The sequence below is a fragment of the Kitasatospora sp. NPDC043950 genome (assembly GCF_056435345.1).
The window spans coordinates 1-18,647 of the sequence record NZ_JBWKER010000085.1 but is presented as its reverse complement, the minus strand read 5'-3'; the positions used below and the strand labels follow the sequence as shown (position 1 = coordinate 18,647).

General features: G+C 75.0%; 22 protein-coding genes. 13 read left to right on the top strand and 9 right to left on the bottom strand.

Annotation, left to right across the window (positions count from 1 at the left end; genetic code table 11):
* Positions 1 to 168: 168 nt before the first annotated feature.
* Positions 169 to 435 carry a hypothetical protein gene (locus AC07BF_RS35330; RefSeq protein ID WP_063348761.1) on the bottom strand — a complete coding sequence of 89 codons (267 nt, stop codon included), beginning with the start codon at positions 433 to 435 and terminating at the stop codon, positions 169 to 171.
* Positions 436 to 578: 143 nt separating this feature from the next.
* On the opposite strand from AC07BF_RS35330, the gene AC07BF_RS35325 reads away from it, so the two are divergent.
* Entirely contained in the window at positions 579 to 896 is a 318-nt protein-coding gene (locus AC07BF_RS35325) for a cupin domain-containing protein (RefSeq protein WP_363582412.1), read from the top strand.
* Positions 897 to 960: 64 nt separating this feature from the next.
* Here the strand turns inward: AC07BF_RS35325 and AC07BF_RS35320 are convergent, their stop codons facing one another.
* Complete coding sequence (locus AC07BF_RS35320; RefSeq protein ID WP_478334451.1) at positions 961 to 1,572, bottom strand: TetR/AcrR family transcriptional regulator; 612 nt, start codon at positions 1,570 to 1,572, stop codon at positions 961 to 963.
* A 123-nt stretch (positions 1,573 to 1,695) separates the two neighbouring features.
* On the opposite strand from AC07BF_RS35320, the gene AC07BF_RS35315 reads away from it, so the two are divergent.
* Positions 1,696 to 3,240, top strand: a complete 1,545-nt coding sequence (locus AC07BF_RS35315; protein ID WP_478334450.1) for an MFS transporter — start codon at positions 1,696 to 1,698, stop codon at positions 3,238 to 3,240.
* A 185-nt stretch (positions 3,241 to 3,425) separates the two neighbouring features.
* Here the strand turns inward: AC07BF_RS35315 and AC07BF_RS35310 are convergent, their stop codons facing one another.
* Entirely contained in the window at positions 3,426 to 3,719 is a 294-nt protein-coding gene (locus AC07BF_RS35310; protein WP_363582418.1) for a type II toxin-antitoxin system prevent-host-death family antitoxin, read from the bottom strand.
* A 222-nt stretch (positions 3,720 to 3,941) separates the two neighbouring features.
* On the opposite strand from AC07BF_RS35310, the gene AC07BF_RS35305 reads away from it, so the two are divergent.
* The 7 genes from AC07BF_RS35305 (at position 3,942) to AC07BF_RS35275 (ending at position 8,991) form a co-directional block, all read left to right on the top strand.
* A complete protein-coding gene (locus AC07BF_RS35305; RefSeq protein ID WP_363582420.1) occupies positions 3,942 to 4,511 on the top strand; it encodes a methyltransferase family protein in 570 nt (189 codons plus the stop codon).
* Positions 4,512 to 4,812: 301 nt separating this feature from the next.
* The gene (gene tatA, locus AC07BF_RS35300) at positions 4,813 to 5,127 is read left to right on the top strand and encodes a Sec-independent protein translocase subunit TatA (protein ID WP_363632805.1); all 315 of its coding nucleotides are present in this window, start codon (positions 4,813 to 4,815) and stop codon (positions 5,125 to 5,127) included.
* Between the two features lie 151 nt (positions 5,128 to 5,278).
* The gene (locus AC07BF_RS35295; RefSeq protein ID WP_363632807.1) at positions 5,279 to 6,673 is read left to right on the top strand and encodes a hypothetical protein; all 1,395 of its coding nucleotides are present in this window, start codon (positions 5,279 to 5,281) and stop codon (positions 6,671 to 6,673) included.
* 112 nt (positions 6,674 to 6,785) lie between these two features.
* A complete protein-coding gene (locus AC07BF_RS35290; RefSeq protein WP_363582424.1) occupies positions 6,786 to 7,319 on the top strand; it encodes a potassium channel family protein in 534 nt (177 codons plus the stop codon).
* 85 nt (positions 7,320 to 7,404) lie between these two features.
* Positions 7,405 to 7,815 (top strand): VOC family protein, encoded by a 411-nt coding sequence (locus tag AC07BF_RS35285; RefSeq protein WP_363582426.1) that lies wholly within the window; start codon positions 7,405 to 7,407, stop codon positions 7,813 to 7,815.
* Between the two features lie 115 nt (positions 7,816 to 7,930).
* On the top strand, positions 7,931 to 8,368 hold the full coding sequence (locus tag AC07BF_RS35280) for an AraC family transcriptional regulator (RefSeq protein ID WP_363582428.1): 438 nt from the start codon (positions 7,931 to 7,933) through the stop codon (positions 8,366 to 8,368).
* Positions 8,365 to 8,991 carry a glyoxalase gene (locus AC07BF_RS35275; protein WP_400986216.1) on the top strand — a complete coding sequence of 209 codons (627 nt, stop codon included), beginning with the start codon at positions 8,365 to 8,367 and terminating at the stop codon, positions 8,989 to 8,991. The genes AC07BF_RS35280 and AC07BF_RS35275 overlap by 4 nt, the downstream gene beginning before the upstream one ends.
* Positions 8,992 to 9,031: 40 nt before the next feature.
* Here AC07BF_RS35275 and AC07BF_RS35270 read toward each other — a convergent pair whose 3' ends face one another.
* The 3 genes from AC07BF_RS35270 to AC07BF_RS35260 form a co-directional block, all read right to left on the bottom strand.
* Positions 9,032 to 10,645: a protein kinase domain-containing protein gene (locus tag AC07BF_RS35270; RefSeq protein ID WP_478334449.1), complete on the bottom strand. Its 1,614-nt coding sequence runs from the start codon at positions 10,643 to 10,645 to the stop codon at positions 9,032 to 9,034.
* Between the two features lie 425 nt (positions 10,646 to 11,070).
* Positions 11,071 to 12,201 carry a hypothetical protein gene (locus AC07BF_RS35265; protein ID WP_478334448.1) on the bottom strand — a complete coding sequence of 377 codons (1,131 nt, stop codon included), beginning with the start codon at positions 12,199 to 12,201 and terminating at the stop codon, positions 11,071 to 11,073.
* Positions 12,198 to 13,079 carry an RNA polymerase sigma factor gene (locus AC07BF_RS35260; RefSeq protein ID WP_400809914.1) on the bottom strand — a complete coding sequence of 294 codons (882 nt, stop codon included), beginning with the start codon at positions 13,077 to 13,079 and terminating at the stop codon, positions 12,198 to 12,200. The genes AC07BF_RS35265 and AC07BF_RS35260 overlap by 4 nt, the downstream gene beginning before the upstream one ends.
* Before the next feature lie 205 nt (positions 13,080 to 13,284).
* On the opposite strand from AC07BF_RS35260, the gene AC07BF_RS35255 reads away from it, so the two are divergent.
* The 3 genes from AC07BF_RS35255 (at position 13,285) to AC07BF_RS35245 (ending at position 15,857) form a co-directional block, all read left to right on the top strand.
* Complete coding sequence (locus AC07BF_RS35255) at positions 13,285 to 13,995, top strand: VC0807 family protein (RefSeq protein ID WP_478334447.1); 711 nt, start codon at positions 13,285 to 13,287, stop codon at positions 13,993 to 13,995.
* Positions 13,996 to 14,169: 174 nt separating this feature from the next.
* Entirely contained in the window at positions 14,170 to 14,910 is a 741-nt protein-coding gene (locus AC07BF_RS35250) for a tyrosine-protein phosphatase (protein WP_478334446.1), read from the top strand.
* A 197-nt stretch (positions 14,911 to 15,107) separates the two neighbouring features.
* On the top strand, positions 15,108 to 15,857 hold the full coding sequence (locus tag AC07BF_RS35245) for a Clp protease N-terminal domain-containing protein (RefSeq protein WP_363582440.1): 750 nt from the start codon (positions 15,108 to 15,110) through the stop codon (positions 15,855 to 15,857).
* Positions 15,858 to 15,919: 62 nt separating this feature from the next.
* Here the strand turns inward: AC07BF_RS35245 and AC07BF_RS35240 are convergent, their stop codons facing one another.
* Both AC07BF_RS35240 and AC07BF_RS35235 read right to left on the bottom strand, forming a co-directional pair.
* Positions 15,920 to 16,411: an NUDIX hydrolase gene (locus tag AC07BF_RS35240; protein WP_363632818.1), complete on the bottom strand. Its 492-nt coding sequence runs from the start codon at positions 16,409 to 16,411 to the stop codon at positions 15,920 to 15,922.
* Positions 16,412 to 16,480: 69 nt separating this feature from the next.
* Positions 16,481 to 16,918: an SRPBCC family protein gene (locus tag AC07BF_RS35235; RefSeq protein ID WP_363582444.1), complete on the bottom strand. Its 438-nt coding sequence runs from the start codon at positions 16,916 to 16,918 to the stop codon at positions 16,481 to 16,483.
* A gap of 190 nt (positions 16,919 to 17,108) precedes the next feature.
* On the opposite strand from AC07BF_RS35235, the gene AC07BF_RS35230 reads away from it, so the two are divergent.
* A complete protein-coding gene (locus AC07BF_RS35230; protein ID WP_363617653.1) occupies positions 17,109 to 17,357 on the top strand; it encodes an STAS domain-containing protein in 249 nt (82 codons plus the stop codon).
* On the opposite strand, the gene AC07BF_RS35225 is transcribed toward AC07BF_RS35230, so the two are convergent.
* A complete protein-coding gene (locus AC07BF_RS35225) occupies positions 17,354 to 18,331 on the bottom strand; it encodes a sigma-70 family RNA polymerase sigma factor (protein ID WP_363582448.1) in 978 nt (325 codons plus the stop codon). The genes AC07BF_RS35230 and AC07BF_RS35225 overlap by 4 nt on opposite strands.
* Positions 18,332 to 18,647 lie beyond the last annotated feature (316 nt).

Below are 18,647 nucleotides of genomic sequence, written 5' to 3'. Positions count from 1 at the left end.
GCCCCAACAGGGCGGTTCCCCCCCCCCCCCCCCCCCCCCCCCCCCCCCTTCCCTCCCCCCCCCCCCCCCCCCCCCCCCCCCCCCCCCCCCCCCCCCCCCGCACCCGGACGGGCGCACTCGGCCGGGCACACTCGGCCGGGGCCGTCGTGCTCAGTTGGGCGGGTGCGCTCAGTTGGGCGAACCGTGCTCCGCGCGCCAGGCCTCCCAGCCCGCGCTGGACGCCACCTTCGCCTCGCGCAGCGCCCGCTGGGCGAACGCGGCCGGCGCGGTCTCCAGGCTGCGCACCCAGCTGCGGCCGGCCGTGGCCAGCGCCGCGCACACCATCGCCGCCCCAGCCACGCCGAGCACGGCGCCGATACCGGTGAGCAGCGCGCCGCCGGCCAGCAGCGAGCGGTTGACCTGGAACCCACCGGAGACTGTCTCGTTGATCGCCATGCCTCCACGATGCGGGCACTCGCCGGGGGCTGCACGTCGAACGGCTCCGGGTGCGCGAGCCGAGCGCGTCCGCGAACCTGGGCACACGGCGCCGGTCCGGGCGCCCGGGGTCGGCCCGGCACGCCGGGTCAGGAGGACACGCGATGCCCGATCTCGAACAGCTCGCCGTGGAGCACGCCGCCCGGGCGGCCGAGAGCCCGCACGGGCGCAGCGCCCACCTGGTGCTCCACGACGGCGTCCTGCGGCAGACCGTGATCGCGCTGACCGCGGGCACCTCGCTGGACGAGCACACCCCGCCGACCGCCGGCAGCGTCCAGGTGCTGCGCGGCCGGGTCTCGCTGACCATCGCCGGCCGGCACCAGGAGCTGCCGGTCGGACGCCTGGAGCCGGTGCCCCAGGAACGGCACGGGCTGCTGGCCCACGTCGACTCGGTGGTGCTGCTGACGGTGGTCACCGCCTAGCGGGGCGGCGCGGGCGGCAGCGGTCAGCGAGCGGTAGCGGGCGACGGGCGACGGCCGGCCGCCGTCAGCGGGCGGTGGCGGGCAGTGACGGCACCGCGGGGCCGAACACGCTTCCGCTGACCAGCCGCAGCCCGCGCAGGAAGTCCCGCCCGTTCGGCGCCAGTTCGGGGGCGGCCAGCCACTGGGCGGCGTACCCGGCCAGCAGGGTCTGGTAGAAGGAGCCGCGGACGACCTCCTCCTCGGTGTCCGGCACTTCGGGCAGCCCCTGGAACAGCGCGGCGAGACCGAGCCGGCCCTCCTTCTGCGCCTCCGCGAACGCGTGCGCCAGCTCGGGCGCGTGCGCGGCCTGGGCGAGCGCCTCGAACTGGGCCGCCCAGAGCCCGCGGTGCTCGGTGAAGACGGTCCTGAGGCCGTCCCAGACCGCGGCGAAGCGCTCCTCCGGGTCGCCGGACACCCGGTTGGCGGCGTCCACCACCGCGCCCAGGGCCGCCCCCATCTCCCCGATCGCCTCGATCATCGCCGCGTTGAGCAGCGCGTCCTTCGAACCGAAGTGGTAGCCGATCGCGGCCAGGCTGACGCCCGAGGCGGTCGCGACGTCACGGGCGGTGGTGCGCCCGTACCCCTTCTCGTACAGGCAGCGCTTGGCGCCGGCCATCAGGTCTTCGCGGTTTCCCATGCCCCGAATCCTACGGAAGGGCTGCACAGATGTCTTGCACGAATGTCTCGCACTGACGTCTCGCACGAGCGATTTACACATACGTACTAGACAGGCGTCTGACACGTCCGTACCGTCTTCCCCATGACCGCAACCACCGGCCGCGCAGGCCGTCGCGAATGGATCGGCCTGGCCGTCCTCCTGCTCCCGACCCTCGTCCTCGCCATGGACATGGGCGTGCTCTTCTTCGCCGTCCCCTTCATCTCCACCACGCTGGCGCCCAGCGGCACCCAGCAGCTGTGGATCATGGACGTGTACTCGTTCCTGCTCGCCGGGCTGCTCATCACCATGGGCTCGCTGGGCGACCGGATCGGCCGCCGCCGGCTGCTGATGATCGGCGCCGCCGGCTTCATCGGCGCCTCGCTGCTGGCCGCCCGGGCCGACACCGCCGGCCAGCTGATCGCCGCCCGCGCCCTGCTCGGCGTCGCCGGGGCCACCGTGATGCCCTCGACGCTCGCGCTGGTCCGCAACATGTTCCACGACCCCAAGCAGCGGCAGATCGCCCTCGGCGCCTGGGGCGGCGTCCTCACCGCCGGCGCCACCCTCGGCCCGGTCGCCGGCGGCCTGCTGCTCGACCACTTCTGGTGGGGCTCCGCGTTCCTGCTCGCCGTCCCGGTGATGGCCCTGGTGCTGCTCGCCGCGCCCGTCCTGCTCCCCGAGTACCGCTCCACCGCCCGCACCGGCCGCTTCGACCTGCCAGGCGCCGCGCTCTCGATGGCCGCGATCCTGCCGCTGGTCTACGGCGTCAAGACCCTCGCCGTGGACGGCTGGAGCCCGCTGCCCGCCCTCGCCGTCCCGGCCGGCCTGCTGCTGGCCGCCGCGTTCGTATGGCGCCAGCGCACCGCCGCCGACCCGCTGATCGACCTCGGCCTGTTCCGGATCCGCACCTTCAGCGGCGCGATCAGCGTCAACACCATCGCGATGTTCGCGATGATGGGCTTCTCCCTCTTCACCTCGCAGTACCTGCAACTGGTCAAGGGCATGAGCCCGCTCACCGCCTCGCTCTGGTCGCTGGTGCCCAGCGTCGGCGTCGGCGCGGCCGTCGGCACCAGCTCCGCGCTGGCCGGCAAGGTCCGCCCGGCGGCCCTGATGGGCGGCGGGTTCCTGGTCGGAGCGGCGGGCTTCGCAATGATGACCCAGGTCGGCGCGCACTCCCCGCTGGCGCTCATCCTCGTCGCGGCGGGCGTCCTCGCCGCCGGCACCGTCGGCACCATGACCATGACCGCCGAAATGGTCGTCTCCGCCGCCCCCGCCGAGCAGGCCGGGGCCGCCTCCGCCACCTCCGAGACCGCCGTCGAACTCGGCAGCTCGCTCGGCATCGCCCTGCTCGGCGCGGCCGGCGCCGCCGTCTACCGCCACCAGCTGGACGGCGCCCTTCCCATGGGCGTCGACGGCGAGGCCGCCCGGGCCGCCCAGGACACCCTCGGCGGCGCGGTCACCGTCGCCGGCCACCTGCCCGGCCGGATCGGCACGGACCTGTTGGAGACCGCCCGGGCCGCCTTCACCGACGGCCTGCACGTCGCCGCGGTGGTCGGCCTGGTCTTCGCCCTCGGCACCGCCCTGCTGGCCTACCGCCTGATGCGCCACCTCCCCGCCGCCGCCCCGGCCCCCGAGGCCGTCACCGCCTGACCCACCCGGCCCGATCCACGCGAGTCATCGAGAGCCCCCGCCCCCTCGGACGGGGGCTCTCCGCCGTTCCCACCGGCCCCTACCGGTGCCGGTAGACCTCACGACGGTTGCCGACCGCCATGACCCAGACGATCAGCACCCCGCCCTCGACGGTGTACAGCACCCGGTGAGCACGGAGCAGCCCCTCAGGCTCGGCCGTGGTGATCGCGGAGCAGGGCGGCCATCCCCTCCAGCGAGACGGAGCCTTCGAGGCCCTCGGCCTCGGCCTCGGCCTCGGCCGCGAGGCGGTTCAGCCACTCGTCCTCGGCCTGGTCGGCGACTTCCCGCAGGCGCCAGCACTCGGCGATGTCGATCACCACCGCCTCCTGCCGGCCGCGCCTCGTGATGATCGTCGGAGTTCCGTCACGTCGTGCCCGGTCGATCACGTCCGCGAGGTGGCCCCGGACCTCGGCCATCGACTCGATCACTGGCTCGCCCATGGCGTCAAGGTAGCGGTTGTAACGTCCATCGGCGTGCCAGGGTCGGCGGCACGGCCGCAGATCGCAGGCGGCAACGAACGGGCCTCGTCAACGGGTGGGCCGGACGGTCCACCTGGGGGTGGAGGCCGGGGCGTCCACCCCCGGGGGCGTGCGTCGGCGGCCCCCGGGGAGGACCGTGAAGGGGTACTTGGCCCGCATCTCCTATCCGCCGGGAGCCGCCGCATGTCCCTGACGACCCTGCTCTCCCTCCTCGGCATGCTCTGCTGGGTCGGCTACGAGCTGATGCTGCGCCGCCGCGAGGACTCCGCCGCCGGCACCTGGCGCGCGGACGGCCGCGACCGCGGCTCGACCCGGCTGCTGCTCGCCTGCTACGCCGCCGCGGTGCTGGTCGTGGTGCTGTTCGGCCGCGCCGGGATCGGCGAACTTCCGCTCTGGGCCCGCTGGTTCGGGATCGCGCTGATCGCCGCCGGGCTGGCCCTGCGGGCCTGGGGCATGCGCACCCTGGGCCGCTACTACACCCGCACCCTGCGCACCGTGGACACCCAGCGCGTCGTCCGCAGCGGCCCGTACCGGCAGATCCGCCACCCCGGCTACGCCGGCAGTCTGCTGGTCTGGACGGGCTACGCGCTCGGCCTGGGCAGCTGGCCGGCGGCCCTGCTGGTGCCGGCGCTGCTGCTCGGCGCGTACGGCTGGCGGATCACCGCCGAGGAGCGGCTGCTGCTGGCCGCCTTCGGGCCGGAGTACGCGGAATACCGGCGGACGTCGAAGCGACTCGTGCCCTTCGTGTACTGAGCCGCCGCCGATCGGGCGGTTGCCGGCTGCGGACCCCGGCGACGGAACCGAAGGGGCTGGAGGGGTCGGAGAGGCAGGTGCTGCGCGGTGCGGTGCCGTGCGGGCTGGTCACGGGTGCGCGAGCCGGACCGGGCCGGCTCCGGCCGCCGCCGCGGGCGCTCGCGTTCCGCTCGAACGGCACCTGCTTTTTGGCCAGCGTTTCCCGGCCGGTGTATCCGTTCGCCGTCGTCGCCAGGCATACTGGCCAGCACGGGCGCTCGCCCACCCTTGACTCTAGACAAGAAGGGACCGGTGGCCAGGGATGCTGCGGAACGGTCTTGAGCCCTGGCACCTCCTGGTGGTGCTGGCGATCGTCATCCTGCTGTTCGGGTCGAAGAAGCTGCCGGAGATGGCCCGCGGCCTCGGCAAGTCGATGCGCATCCTGAAGGCGGAGACGAAGGCGCTGCGCGAGGACGAAGCCCCGGCGGACGCCGCGCAGAGCGCCGGCACCGCGCAGAGCACCGCCGCCCCGCAGAGCACCGCCGCCCCGCAGCCGGCCGCCACGACCCCGCCGGCCGTCACGCCGACCAACGTGACCAAGGCCACCGAGACGAAGCGGCCCGAGACGGCCGTCTGAGTCCCGCTCTCCTCCGGAAGCCCCCGGTACCGTCCGATGACGGTGCCGGGGGCTTCTGCTGCATCCGGGCTGCTCACGGCCCTCCCGGCTGGCCGTCCGATCTGATCCGTTATCTCCTGGTATGCACCCAACGGAGGAACGGAGTCGCGGCATGCCCACCGACGAGCCGGGCGACGAGCCGCCCGCCGGAACACCCGCCGGACCGCCAGGCGGACCCCCCGCCGGACCCCCGGGTGAACCGCCCGCCGGGTCGCCCGACGAGCTGGCCGACCTGCGGGCCCGCCTGAGCGCCGCCGAGGCCCACCAGGCGCAGCTCACCCGGCAGTTGGCGACCCGCCCGGACCGCCACCGGGTGCGCTCCCTCGTCGCCGTCCTGCTGATCCTGCTGGCCTGCGTGCTGACCCCGCTGAGCGCCGTCGCGGTGTGGGCGAGGTCGGAGATCGGCGACACCGACCGGTACGTCGCGACCATGGCGCCGCTGGCCCGGGACCCGGCCGTCAGGGCGGCCGTCACCAACCGGGTCACCGACGAGGTCGTGGCGCGGATCCCGGTCGACTCGCTGCTCGACAACATCGCCCCCGACGACCGGCCCAAGCTCGGCGCGCTGCTGAACGGCATCGGCCAGGCCCTCACCGACGGGCTCACCGGCTTCGTCCGCGACCAGGTCCAGCGGGTGGTGGACAGCGACGCCTTCGCCACCCTCTGGACGGACGTCAACCGGCAGGCGCACACCGCGATCGACCGGATGCTGACCGGGCAGGGCGGCGGCGCCGTCGAGGTCAGGAACGACACCGTGGTGCTCGACCTCGCCCCGGTGATCGCCCGGGTGAAGACCGCGCTGGTCGACAACGGGCTCGCGCCGGCCGCGAGGATCCCGGAGATCCACACCTCGTTCACGCTGGTGCAGTCCGACGCCATCCCCAAGGTCCGCACCGGCCTGCGGCTGTTGGACCTGGCCGGCTTCTGGATGCCGGTGCTCACGCTGGTCTGCGCGGTCGGCGGGGTGCTGCTCGCGGTCCGGCGGCGCCGGGCGGCGGTCACGGCGGCGCTGGGGATGGCCGCCGGGGCGCTGCTGCTGGGCATCGGGCTGAGCGTGTTCCGAGCCGTCTACCTGGACGGGCTCCCCGCCGGGGTGGACCAGGCGGCCGCCCAGGCGGTGTACGACGCGCTGGTGCGCTACCTGCGCTCCGCCGTCCGGGTGGTGATCGCGCTCGGCCTGGTCGTCGCGCTCGGCGCCTGGATCAGCGGCGGCGGTCGCTGGGCCCGCACCGCGCGCAGCGGCTGGCACGCCGGGCTCGGCGCGGCCCGGAGCACCGCCGAACGGGCCGGGCTGCGGCTCGGGCCGGTCGGGCGGTTCGTCCACCGCTGGAAGGCCTGGCTGGGCTGGGCGGCGGTCGCGGGCGCGGCGCTGGCGTTCGTGCTGTGGAGCTATCCGACGGTGCTGGTGACGCTCTGCCTGGCACTCGCGCTGGTCGCCGTCCTGGCCCTGCTGGAGCTGCTGGACGAACCCGGCCGACCGGACGGAGGAACCCCGGCCTCCGCCTGAGGGGCGGTCAGCGGGGGCCGGTGCTACGGCCGGTGGAACGGCGGCGGACGGTCCGGCCCGAACGGCCCAGCCCGGGACGCGGCCGGCCCGGCGCGGCCGCAGGCTGGACGCGATGTCCGGAAGCCAGCCACCACCACCGCAGGGCCGGGTCGACCCGCGGTCCGCGCTCTGGCTGCTGAGCGCCTGCACCGCGCTGATCCTCGCGTACTGGGCCCTCCCCCTGCGCCTGCTCGGCTACCAGCACCCCGTCCTCAGCTGGCTCGTGTTCGCCGCCGCGCTGGTCGGCCTGAGCGGCCTGCTGCTGGCGAAGACCACCGCCGTGCTGCGGGGCGACGCGAAGCGCCCGGTGGTCTGGCTGTCGTTCCTGATCTTCCTCGCGATGACCATCTTCTCCGCGACCTACTACGTCATGGCCGCCCGTCCGGGCGATTTCGAGGGGCTGGTCACCCGGCTCGACGCCCTGTACTTCACCGTCGTCACCCTGGCCACCGTCGGCTACGGCGACATCACCCCGACCGGTCAGGCCCCTCGCCTCGTGGTGATCCTGCAGATCGGGTACACGTTCGTCTTCCTCGCCACGGCGGCGGGGACGCTGTCGCGGGCGATCCGGGCGAACGTCGAGACCCGTAGCCACCGCAAGCCGTGACGTTGTCCACAGGCTGTGGACGGCCACGCCCGATCGGTCAGGATTCGAGAAGCACGCCCGCGCGGCCACACCTAGCATCGGCGCCATGGACATCACCATTCACACCAGCGTCCTCCCGCACGACGACCCGGACGCGTCCCTGGTCTTCTACCGCGACGTCCTCGGCTTCGAGGTCCGCGGCGACGTCGGGCAGGGCAAGATGCGCTGGATCACCGTCGGCCCCGCCGACCGGCCCGACACCTCCATCCTCCTGGCGCCGCCGGCCGTCGACCCCGGGGTCACCGAGGACGAGCGCCGCACCATCGCCGAGATGATGGCCAAGGGCACCTACGGCTGGATCCTGCTGGCCACCCGGGACCTCGACGGCACCTTCCGGGCGGTGCAGGCCGGCGGCGCCGAGGTCGTCCAGGAGCCGACCGAGCAGCCGTACGGCATGCGCGACTGCGCCTTCCGCGACCCCGCCGGCAACCTGATCCGCATCCAGGAGCTGCGCTGAGCCGACCGGCCGAGCGCCGACCGTGCGGGCGGCGCGGTCCCTGACGGCCGCCACGGCCGCCACGGCCGCCACGGCCGCGACGGCCGGAGTCGGGCCCGGTGAGAGGAGTCCTCCCGTGTGTCACCCCTCGTGGGCCAGCGCCCGCGCGGCGGCGCAGCGCCTGAAAGACCTCGCGCGGCTGCGCCGCGTCCGGGACCGGATCGACCGCGAGTACGCGCGGCCACTGGACGTCCTGGCGCTCGCGCGCGACGCCGGCCTGGCGGCCGGGCAGCTCAGCCGCGAGTTCCGGCTGGCCTACGGCGACTCGCCGTACGGCTACCTGACGGCGCGCCGTGTCGAGCGCGCGGCCGCGTTCCTGCGCTGCGGCGGCCTCGGCGTCACCGCGGTCCGCCGCGCGGTCGGCTGCACCTCGCCGGACGCCTTCCGCACCCGCTTCACCGAACTGGTCGGCATGCCGCCCGACGACTACCGGCGCCGCGCGCGACGGGCCGCCGGACCGGTCAGAATTCGAGAAGCCCCGGCCGCCGGGCCGCACCTAGCGTGGAGGACATGACTTCCATCGACTCCCTCATCCTCGACGTGGCCGACCCCACGGCCGCCCGCAGCTTCTACACCACCGCCTTCGGCCTGGACACGCAGCTGCGCCTGCGGGCCTCGCAGGAACCGACCACCGGCTTCCGCGGGTTCACGCTGTCGCTCACGGTGTCCCGGCCCGCCACCGTCAACGGCTTCGTCGACACCGCCCTCGACGCCGGCGCCACCGCCCTCAAACCCGCCGCGAAGTCGCTCTGGGGCTACGGCGGCGTCGTCCAGGCCCCGGACGGGACGATCTGGAAGATCGCGACCTCCGCGAAGAAGGACACCGGCCCGGCCACCCGACAGATCGACCAGCTCGTGCTCCTGCTGGGAGTCGCGGACGTCTCCGCGAGCAAGCGGTTCTACGTCGACCGCGGCCTCACCGTGGCGAAGAGCTTCGGGCCGGTGTACGTCGAGTTCGCCACCGGGTCGAGCCCGGTCAAGCTCGCGCTGTACAAGCGCCGGGCCCTCGCCAAGGACGCCGGCGTCTCCCCCGACGGCAGCGGATCGCACCGGCTCGTGATCGGCGGCACCGCCGGAACCTTCACCGACCCGGACGGGTTCGCCTGGGCGGCCGAGCGGCCCGCAGCCGCGCGCTGAACCGCCGCGCCACCGTCGGACCGGACCTGAGGCCCCGCGGTCACCAGTCCTGGTTGTCGGCGGCCGTGGCGTGCAGGGTGATCAGCAGGGCGCCGAGGCGGGCGTTCCAGTTGGCGTTGGTGGGGCCGTCGATGGCGTGCTTCTTGGCCAGGTCGCGGATCACCTTCTGGGCGTCCTTGAGCTCCTGGGCCGCGTCGTCCGGATTGCCCTCGTTGAGGCGGGCGGAGGCGTCGTCGAGGATGCGCAGCAGCTCCGCCTGGCGGTCGTGCTCCTTGCCCCCGACCTGGGTCTGGACGACGGCCTGGCGGAAGGCGTTGAGCTGGAGGGCCGGCCCCTGGTTGCGGGGGACGGCCGGGTTGGGGGCCGTGGGGAGGCCGGCCGGGGTGGTGGGGGCCGCGGTGGTGGGCGTCGGGGTCGCCGCGGGGGTGGACGCGCGGGCCGGGGTGCTGGGCGCGGCAGCCGGGGTGCTGGGGGCGGTGGCCGCCGGCGGCTTGGTGGGAGCGGGGGCGGCGGCGTTGCCGGCGGGCTCGTCCAGGGCGGCGACGGCCAGGGCGGTGACGCCGGCGAGTGCGGCCACGCCCAGTGCGCCGAGGACGAGGGGCCTGCCGCGGCGGCGAGTGCGGCCGGCGGGCGCGGGCGGGCCCTGCCGGACGGGCGCCATCAGCGAAGTGGCCGGCGGGGCCTGCGGGACGGGTGCCATCAGCGAGGTGGCGGCCGGGGCCTGCGGCGGGAGCAGGGTGGTGTGCTGCTGGTTGGGGTTCACCGGCCTTACGGGCGGCAGCAGTTGGGTGGCGGCGGCGGTGGCGAGGAGTTCCGCCGTCGGGTCGCCGACCGCCAACCCGGGGATGGTGGAGAGGAGTTCGGCCCGCGCCGCGACGGCGTCCGCCGGCCGGTCGGCGGGGTTCTTGGCGAGCAGGCGCAGCACGGCCGCGTCCAGCGCGGGCGGCAGGCCGGGGCGGCGGTAGGACGGCGGCAGGGGCTGCTCGCTGACGTGCTTGAAGGCGATCGCCACCGGGGTCTCGGCGGTGAACGGGGTCTCGCCGGTGAGCATTTCGGTGAGCACGCAACCGACTGCGTAGAGGTCGGTGCGGCCGTCCAGGGGCGAGGCGGTGGCCTGCTCGGGCGACAGGTAGGCGGCCGTACCGAGCACGCTCGCCGTCTGGGTCAGGTTGCTGGACGAACCGGCCCGGGCGATGCCGAAGTCGACGACCTTCACCCCGCCGTCGTCGGTGATCATGATGTTTCCGGGCTTGATGTCCCGGTGGACCAGCCCGGCCGCGTGCGCGACGGCCAGCGCCTCGCAGACCGCCGCCGCGATGCCGACGGCGCGTTCCACCGGCAGGCCCGGCTGCTGCACCAGCACGGCGGCGAGCGAACGGCCGTGGACGAGCTCCATGACGATGAACGGCGTGCCCTGGTCGACGCCCGAGTCGAAGACCATGACGATCCTCGGGTGCACCAGCATGGCCGCGTGCTGCGCCTCGCGGCTGAACCGCTCGGCGAAGCGGGGGTCGTCGGCGAGTCCCCCGTTGAGGACCTTGACGGCCACCTGGCGGCCCAGCACGTGGTCCAGCCCGCGCCAGACGGTGGCCATGCCGCCGACGCCGAGTATCTCGACGAGTTCGTAACGCCCGTTCAGCGCCCGTCCGATCACCTGGAACTCCCCTCACGTGCCGTGCCCGGTGTTCCGGGCCGCCTCGTGCACCTGTGCACGATAGCCGCACCGCCGGACCGCACCGCCTGGGGCGGGGAGGCGGTCGGGGGACCGGGCAGCGGTCCCCCGGCCGCCGGCGCGGGGGTGCGACCCGCCCTGACTGCGGGAGGGCGGGCCGCACGTTCCAGGCCGACCGGGCCGACGGCGCGTCCGGGGTGGGCGCCTGCCGGGCCGGCCGGGGCCGGGCGGCCGGACGGCACGGGGAGCCGACCGGCCACCCGGGGTCTTCGGGTGGTACTGACGAGCGGTCCTGCGGGTGGTGCGGTCCTGCCGGTGGTGCGGTCCTGCGGGTACTGCGGGTGGTGCGGTCCGGGTGGGCGGCGAGCCCGGGGGGAGTCGCTCGCCGCCCACCCGGAGTTCCTGGGTTACCTCCGGCCCGACTGGCTGTCGTCGGAACGGTCGGTCCTGCTCGGACGGACGTCGGGCAGGGGCGGCGCGGCCGGCGGCGCCGGGACGGTCACGCCGGACCGGCCGGGCCTGGCCCCGTTGCCGCCGTTGCCCTTGTCCTGGCCCTTGTCCTGGCCGTTGCCCTTGTCCTTGTCCTTGTTCTTGTCCTGGCCGTTGCCCCGGCCGTCCTCGGTGTTCCCCTTGCCCGCGCCCGCACCGGAGCCGGGGGTGGTCCGGCCGGGGTCGTGGGGCTTCGCGGCGGCACCTGGATGGTCGTCGTCCTCGTCGCCGAGCACCTCCGCGCAGTAGTCCGCCACCTTCTCCGCCCCGCCGGCCGCCGTGACCAGCGGGCCGAACCGCGGCTCGGTGGCCGGTGAGCGCTCGCCCCGGCCCGACCAGTCGGCGAAGCCGTGGCAGAGGGCGACCAGTCCGGGCGCGAGCGGCCGGGCGCCGTGCCCCTCGACGTCGCCGTCGCCGTCGGTATCGGCGGAGGGGGTGCCGGGCTTCGGGGCGGTGGACGGTCCGACCAGCTGCGGACCGCCCGAGGCGGAGCCGCCGCCGGACGGGCGGACGGACGGGGTGCCGGGCGCGGCACTGTCGGGCGAGGTGGCGGACGAACCGGCCGACGCATCGGCCGACGCATCGGTGGACGCGGTGCCGGGCGCACTGCCGGAGGGCCCGCCCGCGGCGGCGAGCGCGTGCTCGGGCGCGCCGGACCCGCCGCCCAGCGGGGACGGCAGGTTGCCGGTGCCGGCGGCGACCGCGACCCCGCACAGCGCGGTGGCGCCGAGCACGGCGGCAGTGGCCTTCGTGCTGAAGGCCCTGGCCAACGCGGCGGTTGCCATCGATCGTCTCCGGACGGGTGTGGTCACTACGGGGTCGGACGTGAGACGCGCCTCCCGGAACGCGGTCAGGGCGGCCTGCTCCCCGGCCAGTTCGTCGGCCGTCGCCGGGGCGGCGGCCGCGGCGAGGATCCGGGCGAGCGGCCCGGGACCGCCGTCCGGTCCGGTGAGCGAGGCGTCCTGCCCGGCCGGCGGGCCGCCCACGGCACCGCCGAGCAGATGCTCGGCAGCGTCACGGTCGATCCGACGGGATCGGTTGGTGCTCATCTCATGTCCTTCAGCGTCGCGGCCCGGCGTTCTGTCACACCTTGCGGAGAACTTTTTCCCGCAGGCTTTCCCGCAGGTTTCCCCGTGGGCTTCCCGGCCGCCTTCCCCGCGGTTTCCTCGACGGGTTCCTCGACGGGTTCCTCGGTACGGCGCCGGCCGGTCCGGCCGGGCCGCCGCACCGCCGGTTCGGCCTCGCGCGCGGCGGGGATCCCGACCCCGGCCGCGAAGGACTGCTCCAGCAGCGTGGCCAGTTTCCGCAGCCCCCGGTGGGCGGCCATCCGGACGCTGCCGGCCCGCTTGCCGAGCACCCGGGCGGCGCTCTCGGCGTCCAGCTCCATGACCACCCGCAGCAGGACGGCCTCGGCCTGGTCGCGCGGCAGCCGGGAGATCAGCGCCAGCGCGTCGGCGGTGCCGACGGTGGCCAGCGCGGCGCCCGCGGTGTCGTCCCCGGCGGCCAGCCCGGCCAGGTACTCGAAGGGCAGGTCGGCGACCGGGCGGCGGCGCCGGGCGCGCAGGTGGTCGAGCGCGCGGTGGCGCGCGACGGTGGCGGCCCAGCCGCGGAAGCCGTCCCCGTCACCGGAGAAGCCGCCCAGGTCGCGGGCGATCTGAAGCCAGGTCTCGGAGGCGATGTCCTCGGCGTCCTGGGCGTCCTCGGGGCGACCGCCGACCAGGACCCGCAGGTAGCGCAGCAGGCCCGGCTGGACGGTCCGGAACAGCAACCGGAACGCCTCCTCGTCCCCGACCTGGGCGGCCCGGACGGCCTCGGTCAGATCGGCGGGAGAGGGGGCCCGGCCCGCTGGCGGGCCGGCGGAAGGGACTGGTCCGGACCGGCCGACGGGGCTGCCGGTGCCCGCTCCGGGGCGCTCTGCACTCTGCACCCGCCACATCATGGGCCATCCGGGCGAACGCGACCCCGCGAGCCGGGAGAAGTCGCAGGTCGGAGCGGCTGTCACGGCCCGCACCATGACAGCTGTCACGCGGATCCCGCAACGGACGGCACTGCTCTGACGGAGGGTCGGACGGAAACACTGGAGGCACGACGCGGGCAGCGGCCCGCGGCCACCAGCAGGGAAGGAACCCGCCGTGAGCCGAACCGTCACCACCGCCACCGCCGCCACCACCGGGACCGACACGACCCCGAACCCGTCGGCCTCCGGGCTCCGCCCGCTCGCCATCGACGTGGTCGCCCCGCTGGCCGGCTACTACCTGCTGCACTCGGCCGGCGGCCTGAGCGTGTTCGCCGCGCTGGCGTGGAGCAGCGCCATCCCGGCCGCCCGGACCGTGCTCGGCCTGCTGCGCGAGCGCAGGCTCAACCTGTGGGCCGCGCTGATGCTGACCGTGAACCTGGCGGGCCTGGCGCTCACCTTCGTCACCGGCGACGCCCGACTGATGATCGCCAAGGACGGCGGGCTGAGCGGCACCGTGGCGCTGGCCATCCTGTTCTCGGCGCTGGTCGGCCGGTCGGTGATGACCCCGGTGCTGATGCCCTTCCTCACCAAGGGCAAGCGCGACCGGGCCGCCGCCTGGCAGCGGCTGGTCGAGGGCCGGGCGGCCGGCTCCCGGGCCTTCCAGCGCCACGAGCGGGTGTTCGCGGGTGCCTGGGGCACCGCGCTGCTGGCCGAGTGCGTCGCCCGGGTGGTCGGCGCCTTCACCCTGCCGGTGGCGACCATGGCCTGGCTGTCCACCGTGTTCATGATCGGCGCGATCGCGGCCGGCGCGATGCTCGGTCGGATCGCGGCCGATCCGATGGAGAAGCTGGTCGCGGCCGAGACCGAAGCCCCGACCGCCGTCTGACACCGCCTGCCGTCCACCTGCCGCCCGGGGGAGCATCACCGCCCCCGGACGGCGCCCGAACCGGCCCCAACGCCGGGTGTCGGCGATCCGAACAGCACGGAACCATCCGGATCTCCCGGGAGTCCTTCATAACGAGGGGGTAACGGGACCCCCGGTCGAGGAAACGGGGCCCCCATGAGCCGGACGCACGCGCTGACCACCACCGAGGACCGCACCCTCGTGTGGGACGGCTGCCTGAACGTCCGCGACCTGGGCGGACTGCCCACCGCCTCCGGCCGGCCGACCGCCCGCGGGGCGATAGTCCGGGCGGACAACCTGGACCGCCTCACCGCCGAGGGCTGGGACGCCCTCCTCGACCACGGTGTCCGCACCGTGGTCGACCTGCGCAACGCCGAGGAGTACAAGCCGCTCCTCCCGCTCCCCGAGGGCGTCGAGCTGATCCGCGTCCCGCTGGACGAACTCGCCGGCCCCGCCTGGTGGGAGGCCTACGACCGGCTGGACGGCACCCCGCTCGCGCTCCGCCCCTACCTGGACCACTGCCCGCACGCCGCCGCCGCACTGATCGCCGCCATCGCCGGCGCCCGCCCCGGCGGCCTGGTCGTGCACTGCGGCGCCGGCCGCGACCGCACCGGCCTGGCGGCCCTGCTGCTGCTCGCCCTGGCCGGCGTCGAACGGGCCGCGATCGTCGAGGACTACCAGCTCAGCGGCCCCAACGTCCGCCCGCTGTACGGGATGCTGGGCCTGCCGGACCAGTACCACCGGATCGACGCGGTGCTCGCCGAGGCCGGCACCACCGCCGAAGCCGTCCTCGCGGGCGCGCTGGAGGGCCTCGACCCGGCGGGCTACCTGCTCGCCGCCGGGGCCACCCCCGCCGAGGTCGCCGCCGTCCGGGCCCGGCTGCTGCCCGCCGCGTAGCGGCCACCGGGCCAGGCCGGCTCCTGCAACTCGACGACCTGGAGCTTGAGTTCGCGAGACAGCCCGGCCTCGGGCAGGGCCGGGATCCTCGACCCGCCCATCGGACGCCTCCCGTCCCGCAGGGGCCGCCGAAGACTACTCGCGCGTATCGTCAACCGATGGTTGACGGCCCAGGATCGACAACCTACGGTTGACGCATGGAGAATCCCGTCGTTCCCAACACCACTCCGCTGCGCCTCGACGACCTGATCGCCGCGATCAAGAAGGTCCACCCCGACGCGCTCGACCAGTTGTCCGACGCGGTCATCGCCGCCGACCACCTCGGCGACCTCGCCGACCACCTGATCGGCCACTTCGTCGACCAGGCCCGCCGCTCCGGCGCCTCCTGGACCGACATCGGCCGCAGCATGGGCGTCAGCAAGCAGGCCGCCCAGAAGCGGTTCGTCCCCAAGGACCCGGGCACCCCCGCCGACCTCGACCCCAGCCAGGGCTTCGCCCGGTTCACCGACCGGGCCCGGAGCGTCGTGATGGCCTCGCAGGAGGAGGCCAGGGCGGCCGGCAACGCCGAGATCACCGCCGAACACCTCCTGCTCGGCCTGCTCGCCGAACCGGAGGGCATCGGGCTCAAGGCGCTCGCCGCCCAGGGCGTCACCCCGGAGGCCGTCCGGGAGGCGACCGCCGCCGTCCTGCCGGCCGCCGCCGAGCAGGTGCCCGCGCTGATCCCGTACGACGCGCAGGGCAAGAAGGCGCTGGAACTGACCTTCCGTGAGGCGCTGAAGCTCGGGCACAACTTCGTCGGCACCGAGCACATCCTGCTCGCCCTGCTGGAGCTGGAGAACGGCTCGGGCGTGCTCGCCGGCCTCGGCGTCGAGAAGTCCGAGGCGGAGACCTTCACCTCCGAGGCCGTCAAGGCCATCATCGCCGCCCGGAACGCCGAGCAGGCGTGAGACGGGGCCCGGCCCCGGGCGGAACTCCCGCCCGGGGCCGGTCGGTTGGGCTCGGGCGGGACTCAGAAGCCGGAGACGGGCGTGGTAACGATCCGCACCCGGCCGTCGGCGGCCGACTCCAGCGCCGCCCGCAGCCGGAGCGAGCGGGCCGGGCCGAGGAGTTCCAGCGCCTCCTCGACGGTGGCCCACTGGTGCCGGTCCAGTTCGCCGGCCGGGACGGTCACGGGGGTGCCGTCCGGGACGGTGCCGAAGTCGAACATCAAATGCTGCGCCGGGTGGTCGAGTTCGGACGAGGGGTGGGTCCAGGAGATGGCCAGTAGCTCCCCGGTCGCCCTGACGATGCCGGTCTCCTCCAGCAGCTCCCGCGAGGCGCACTCCACCGGGCCCTCGCCGAGGTCGATCGTGCCGCCCGGGAACTGCCAGTGCTCGCGGTACCCGGCCTTCACGATCAGGATCCGGCCGGACTCGTCCCGCAGCAGGCAGCCCGCCGCCGCGTAGATCCTGGGCAGGGACGCCAACCATTCCTCGCGGGACTTCAAGGGCTCAGCCGTCACTGCGATCCTCCTGGGGCACGGTGGTTCTGCACCGCCCACTCTGCCACCGACCCGCCCGGGACCGTCAGTTCAGCGCTGGGCGGCGAGGTGCTCGACCAGGCGGTCGAAGCTGGAGTTGAGGCCCGCCCGGGCCTCCGGACCGCAGTACATCGCCGGCACCTCGGTCTGGTGCAGGACCACCTCGGTGCGGCCGTCGCCGAGGTCCTTGAAGGTCATCGTGGAGCGCAGGCCCACGCTCTCCTCGACCAGGGCGATCAGCTCGCCCGGGCGGATCTCGGTGATCTTGGCGCACATCGGGTACGCGTCGCCGGTCGCGTCGATGGTCATGGTGCTGTCGTAGCGCCCGCCCACCCGCGGCTCGATGGTCACGGTGTCCAGCTCGACGTGGGTGCCGACCGGGCCCCAGAAGCGGACGAACTGCTCGGGCTCGACGTAGGCGCGGAAGACGGCGTCCGGGGTGGCCGGCAGCTCGCGGGTGATGGTCAGCTCGCCCAGGTTCTCGGTCATGGTGTCGTCCTTCGTGATCGCGGCGCCACGGTGGCGCTTTCACAGGAGTAGACCGAGGGCGCGACCGAAACTCATCGCTCCACGCGGAAATTCTTTCGAGAAGTTCTGCGGAGTTCTGTCGAGCTCCGGGAAGTTCCGAGAAGTTCCGCCGGAGCCGATGAGCCCGGGCCGCCGGGCCGGTCCAAGCAGTATGGACACCACGCCGAAGCCCCCGCCCGCCCCCGCCCTGACCTGCGACCTGGACGCGCTGACCGCGCCCGACCTGGCCGTCGTCGACGCCCTCGCCCGGCTGCGGCTCGCCGCCGCGCGGCACGGGGTGGGCGTGGTGCTGGTGAACGCGAGCGGCCCGCTGCGGGAGCTGCTCGCGTTCAGCGGGCTCGCGGCCCTGCTGCCGGGGGGCGTGGACCCCCTCGACCTCCGGCGGCCGGACAGGGCCTAGTCGGCGGCCAGCCGGGGCGGGAGGCCGAACAGCGGGAAGAGCACGTCGGTGTCCAGGAAGTTGGTGAACCCGGTGATCCGGCCCGCTGACACCTCCAGCACGATCAGCGCCCACGGCTCGTGCCCGCCCGCCGGGCTCGGCCGGTACTGGGCGAAGGCCGGAGCGCCGTTGGCCGTCACCGGGACCAGCCGGGAGCCGCGGCAGCCGTGGCCCGGGCCGAGCATCCAGGCCCGGATCTCGCCCCGCCCCCGCAGCCACATCGCGTACGGCGGCATGTTGAGCGTGACGTCCTCGTGCAGCAGCGCGGCGAGGCCGTCCATGTCGTACGCCTCGAAGGCGCGGACGTAGCGGTCCAGCAGCGCGCGGTGGTCGTCGTCCAGCGCGGGGGCCGGGCGGGCGGCCGCGCCGTCCCCGGCGAGCACCGCGCGCGCCCGCTGCAGCGCGCTGTTCACCGAGGCCACCGTGACGCCGAGCAGTTCGGCCACCTCGGCGGCCTTCCAGCCGAGCACCTCGCGCAGGATCAGCACGGCCCGCTGCCGGGGCGCGAGGCGCTGCAGCACGGCGACGAAGGCCAGCTTCACCGACTCGCGCTGGGCCGCCACCTCGGCCGGGTCACCCGTCTCGGGCAGCACCCGGCCGTCCGGCGCGGGGCCGATCCACGTCACCTCGGGCAGCTGGGTGTCGCTCGCCGTGGCCACCGTCACCGGGCCGGCCAGGTCCATCGGGCGGGCCCGGCTGTTGCGGCCGTTCAGCGCGTCCAGGCACACGTTGGTGGCGATCCGGTACAGCCAGGAGCGCAGCGCGGCGCGGCCCTCGAAGCCGCGGTGGCCGCGCCAGGCGCGGACCATCGTCTCCTGCACCGCGTCCTCGGCCTCGAAGACCGAGCCGAGCATCCGGTAGCAGTAGCCCGTCAGCTCCGTCCGGTACCGCTCCAACTGGAGCTCGACCGGCTCCTCCGTGATCAGGTCGGCCATGGTGCGCCCCCGTCGTCCCGCCCCGTGCTGGTGAACGGCACGAAGGTACTCCAGCCCACTGACAACGCCCCGGCGCGCCCCCGCACCGACCGCGAACCACCCCGGACACCGCCCCCGGACACCACCCCCCGAGCACGCGTCGGGGGGGGGGGGGGGGGGGGGGGGGGGGGAACCCGCGGGGGGGGGGGGGGGGGGGGGGGGGGGGGGGTGGAGGTGGGGGGGGGGGGGGGGGGTGGGGGGGGGGGGGGGGCGGGTGGGGGTGGGGGGGAGGGGGGGGCTGGGGGTGTGGTGGGGTACCCGGAGGGGGGCATAGGGG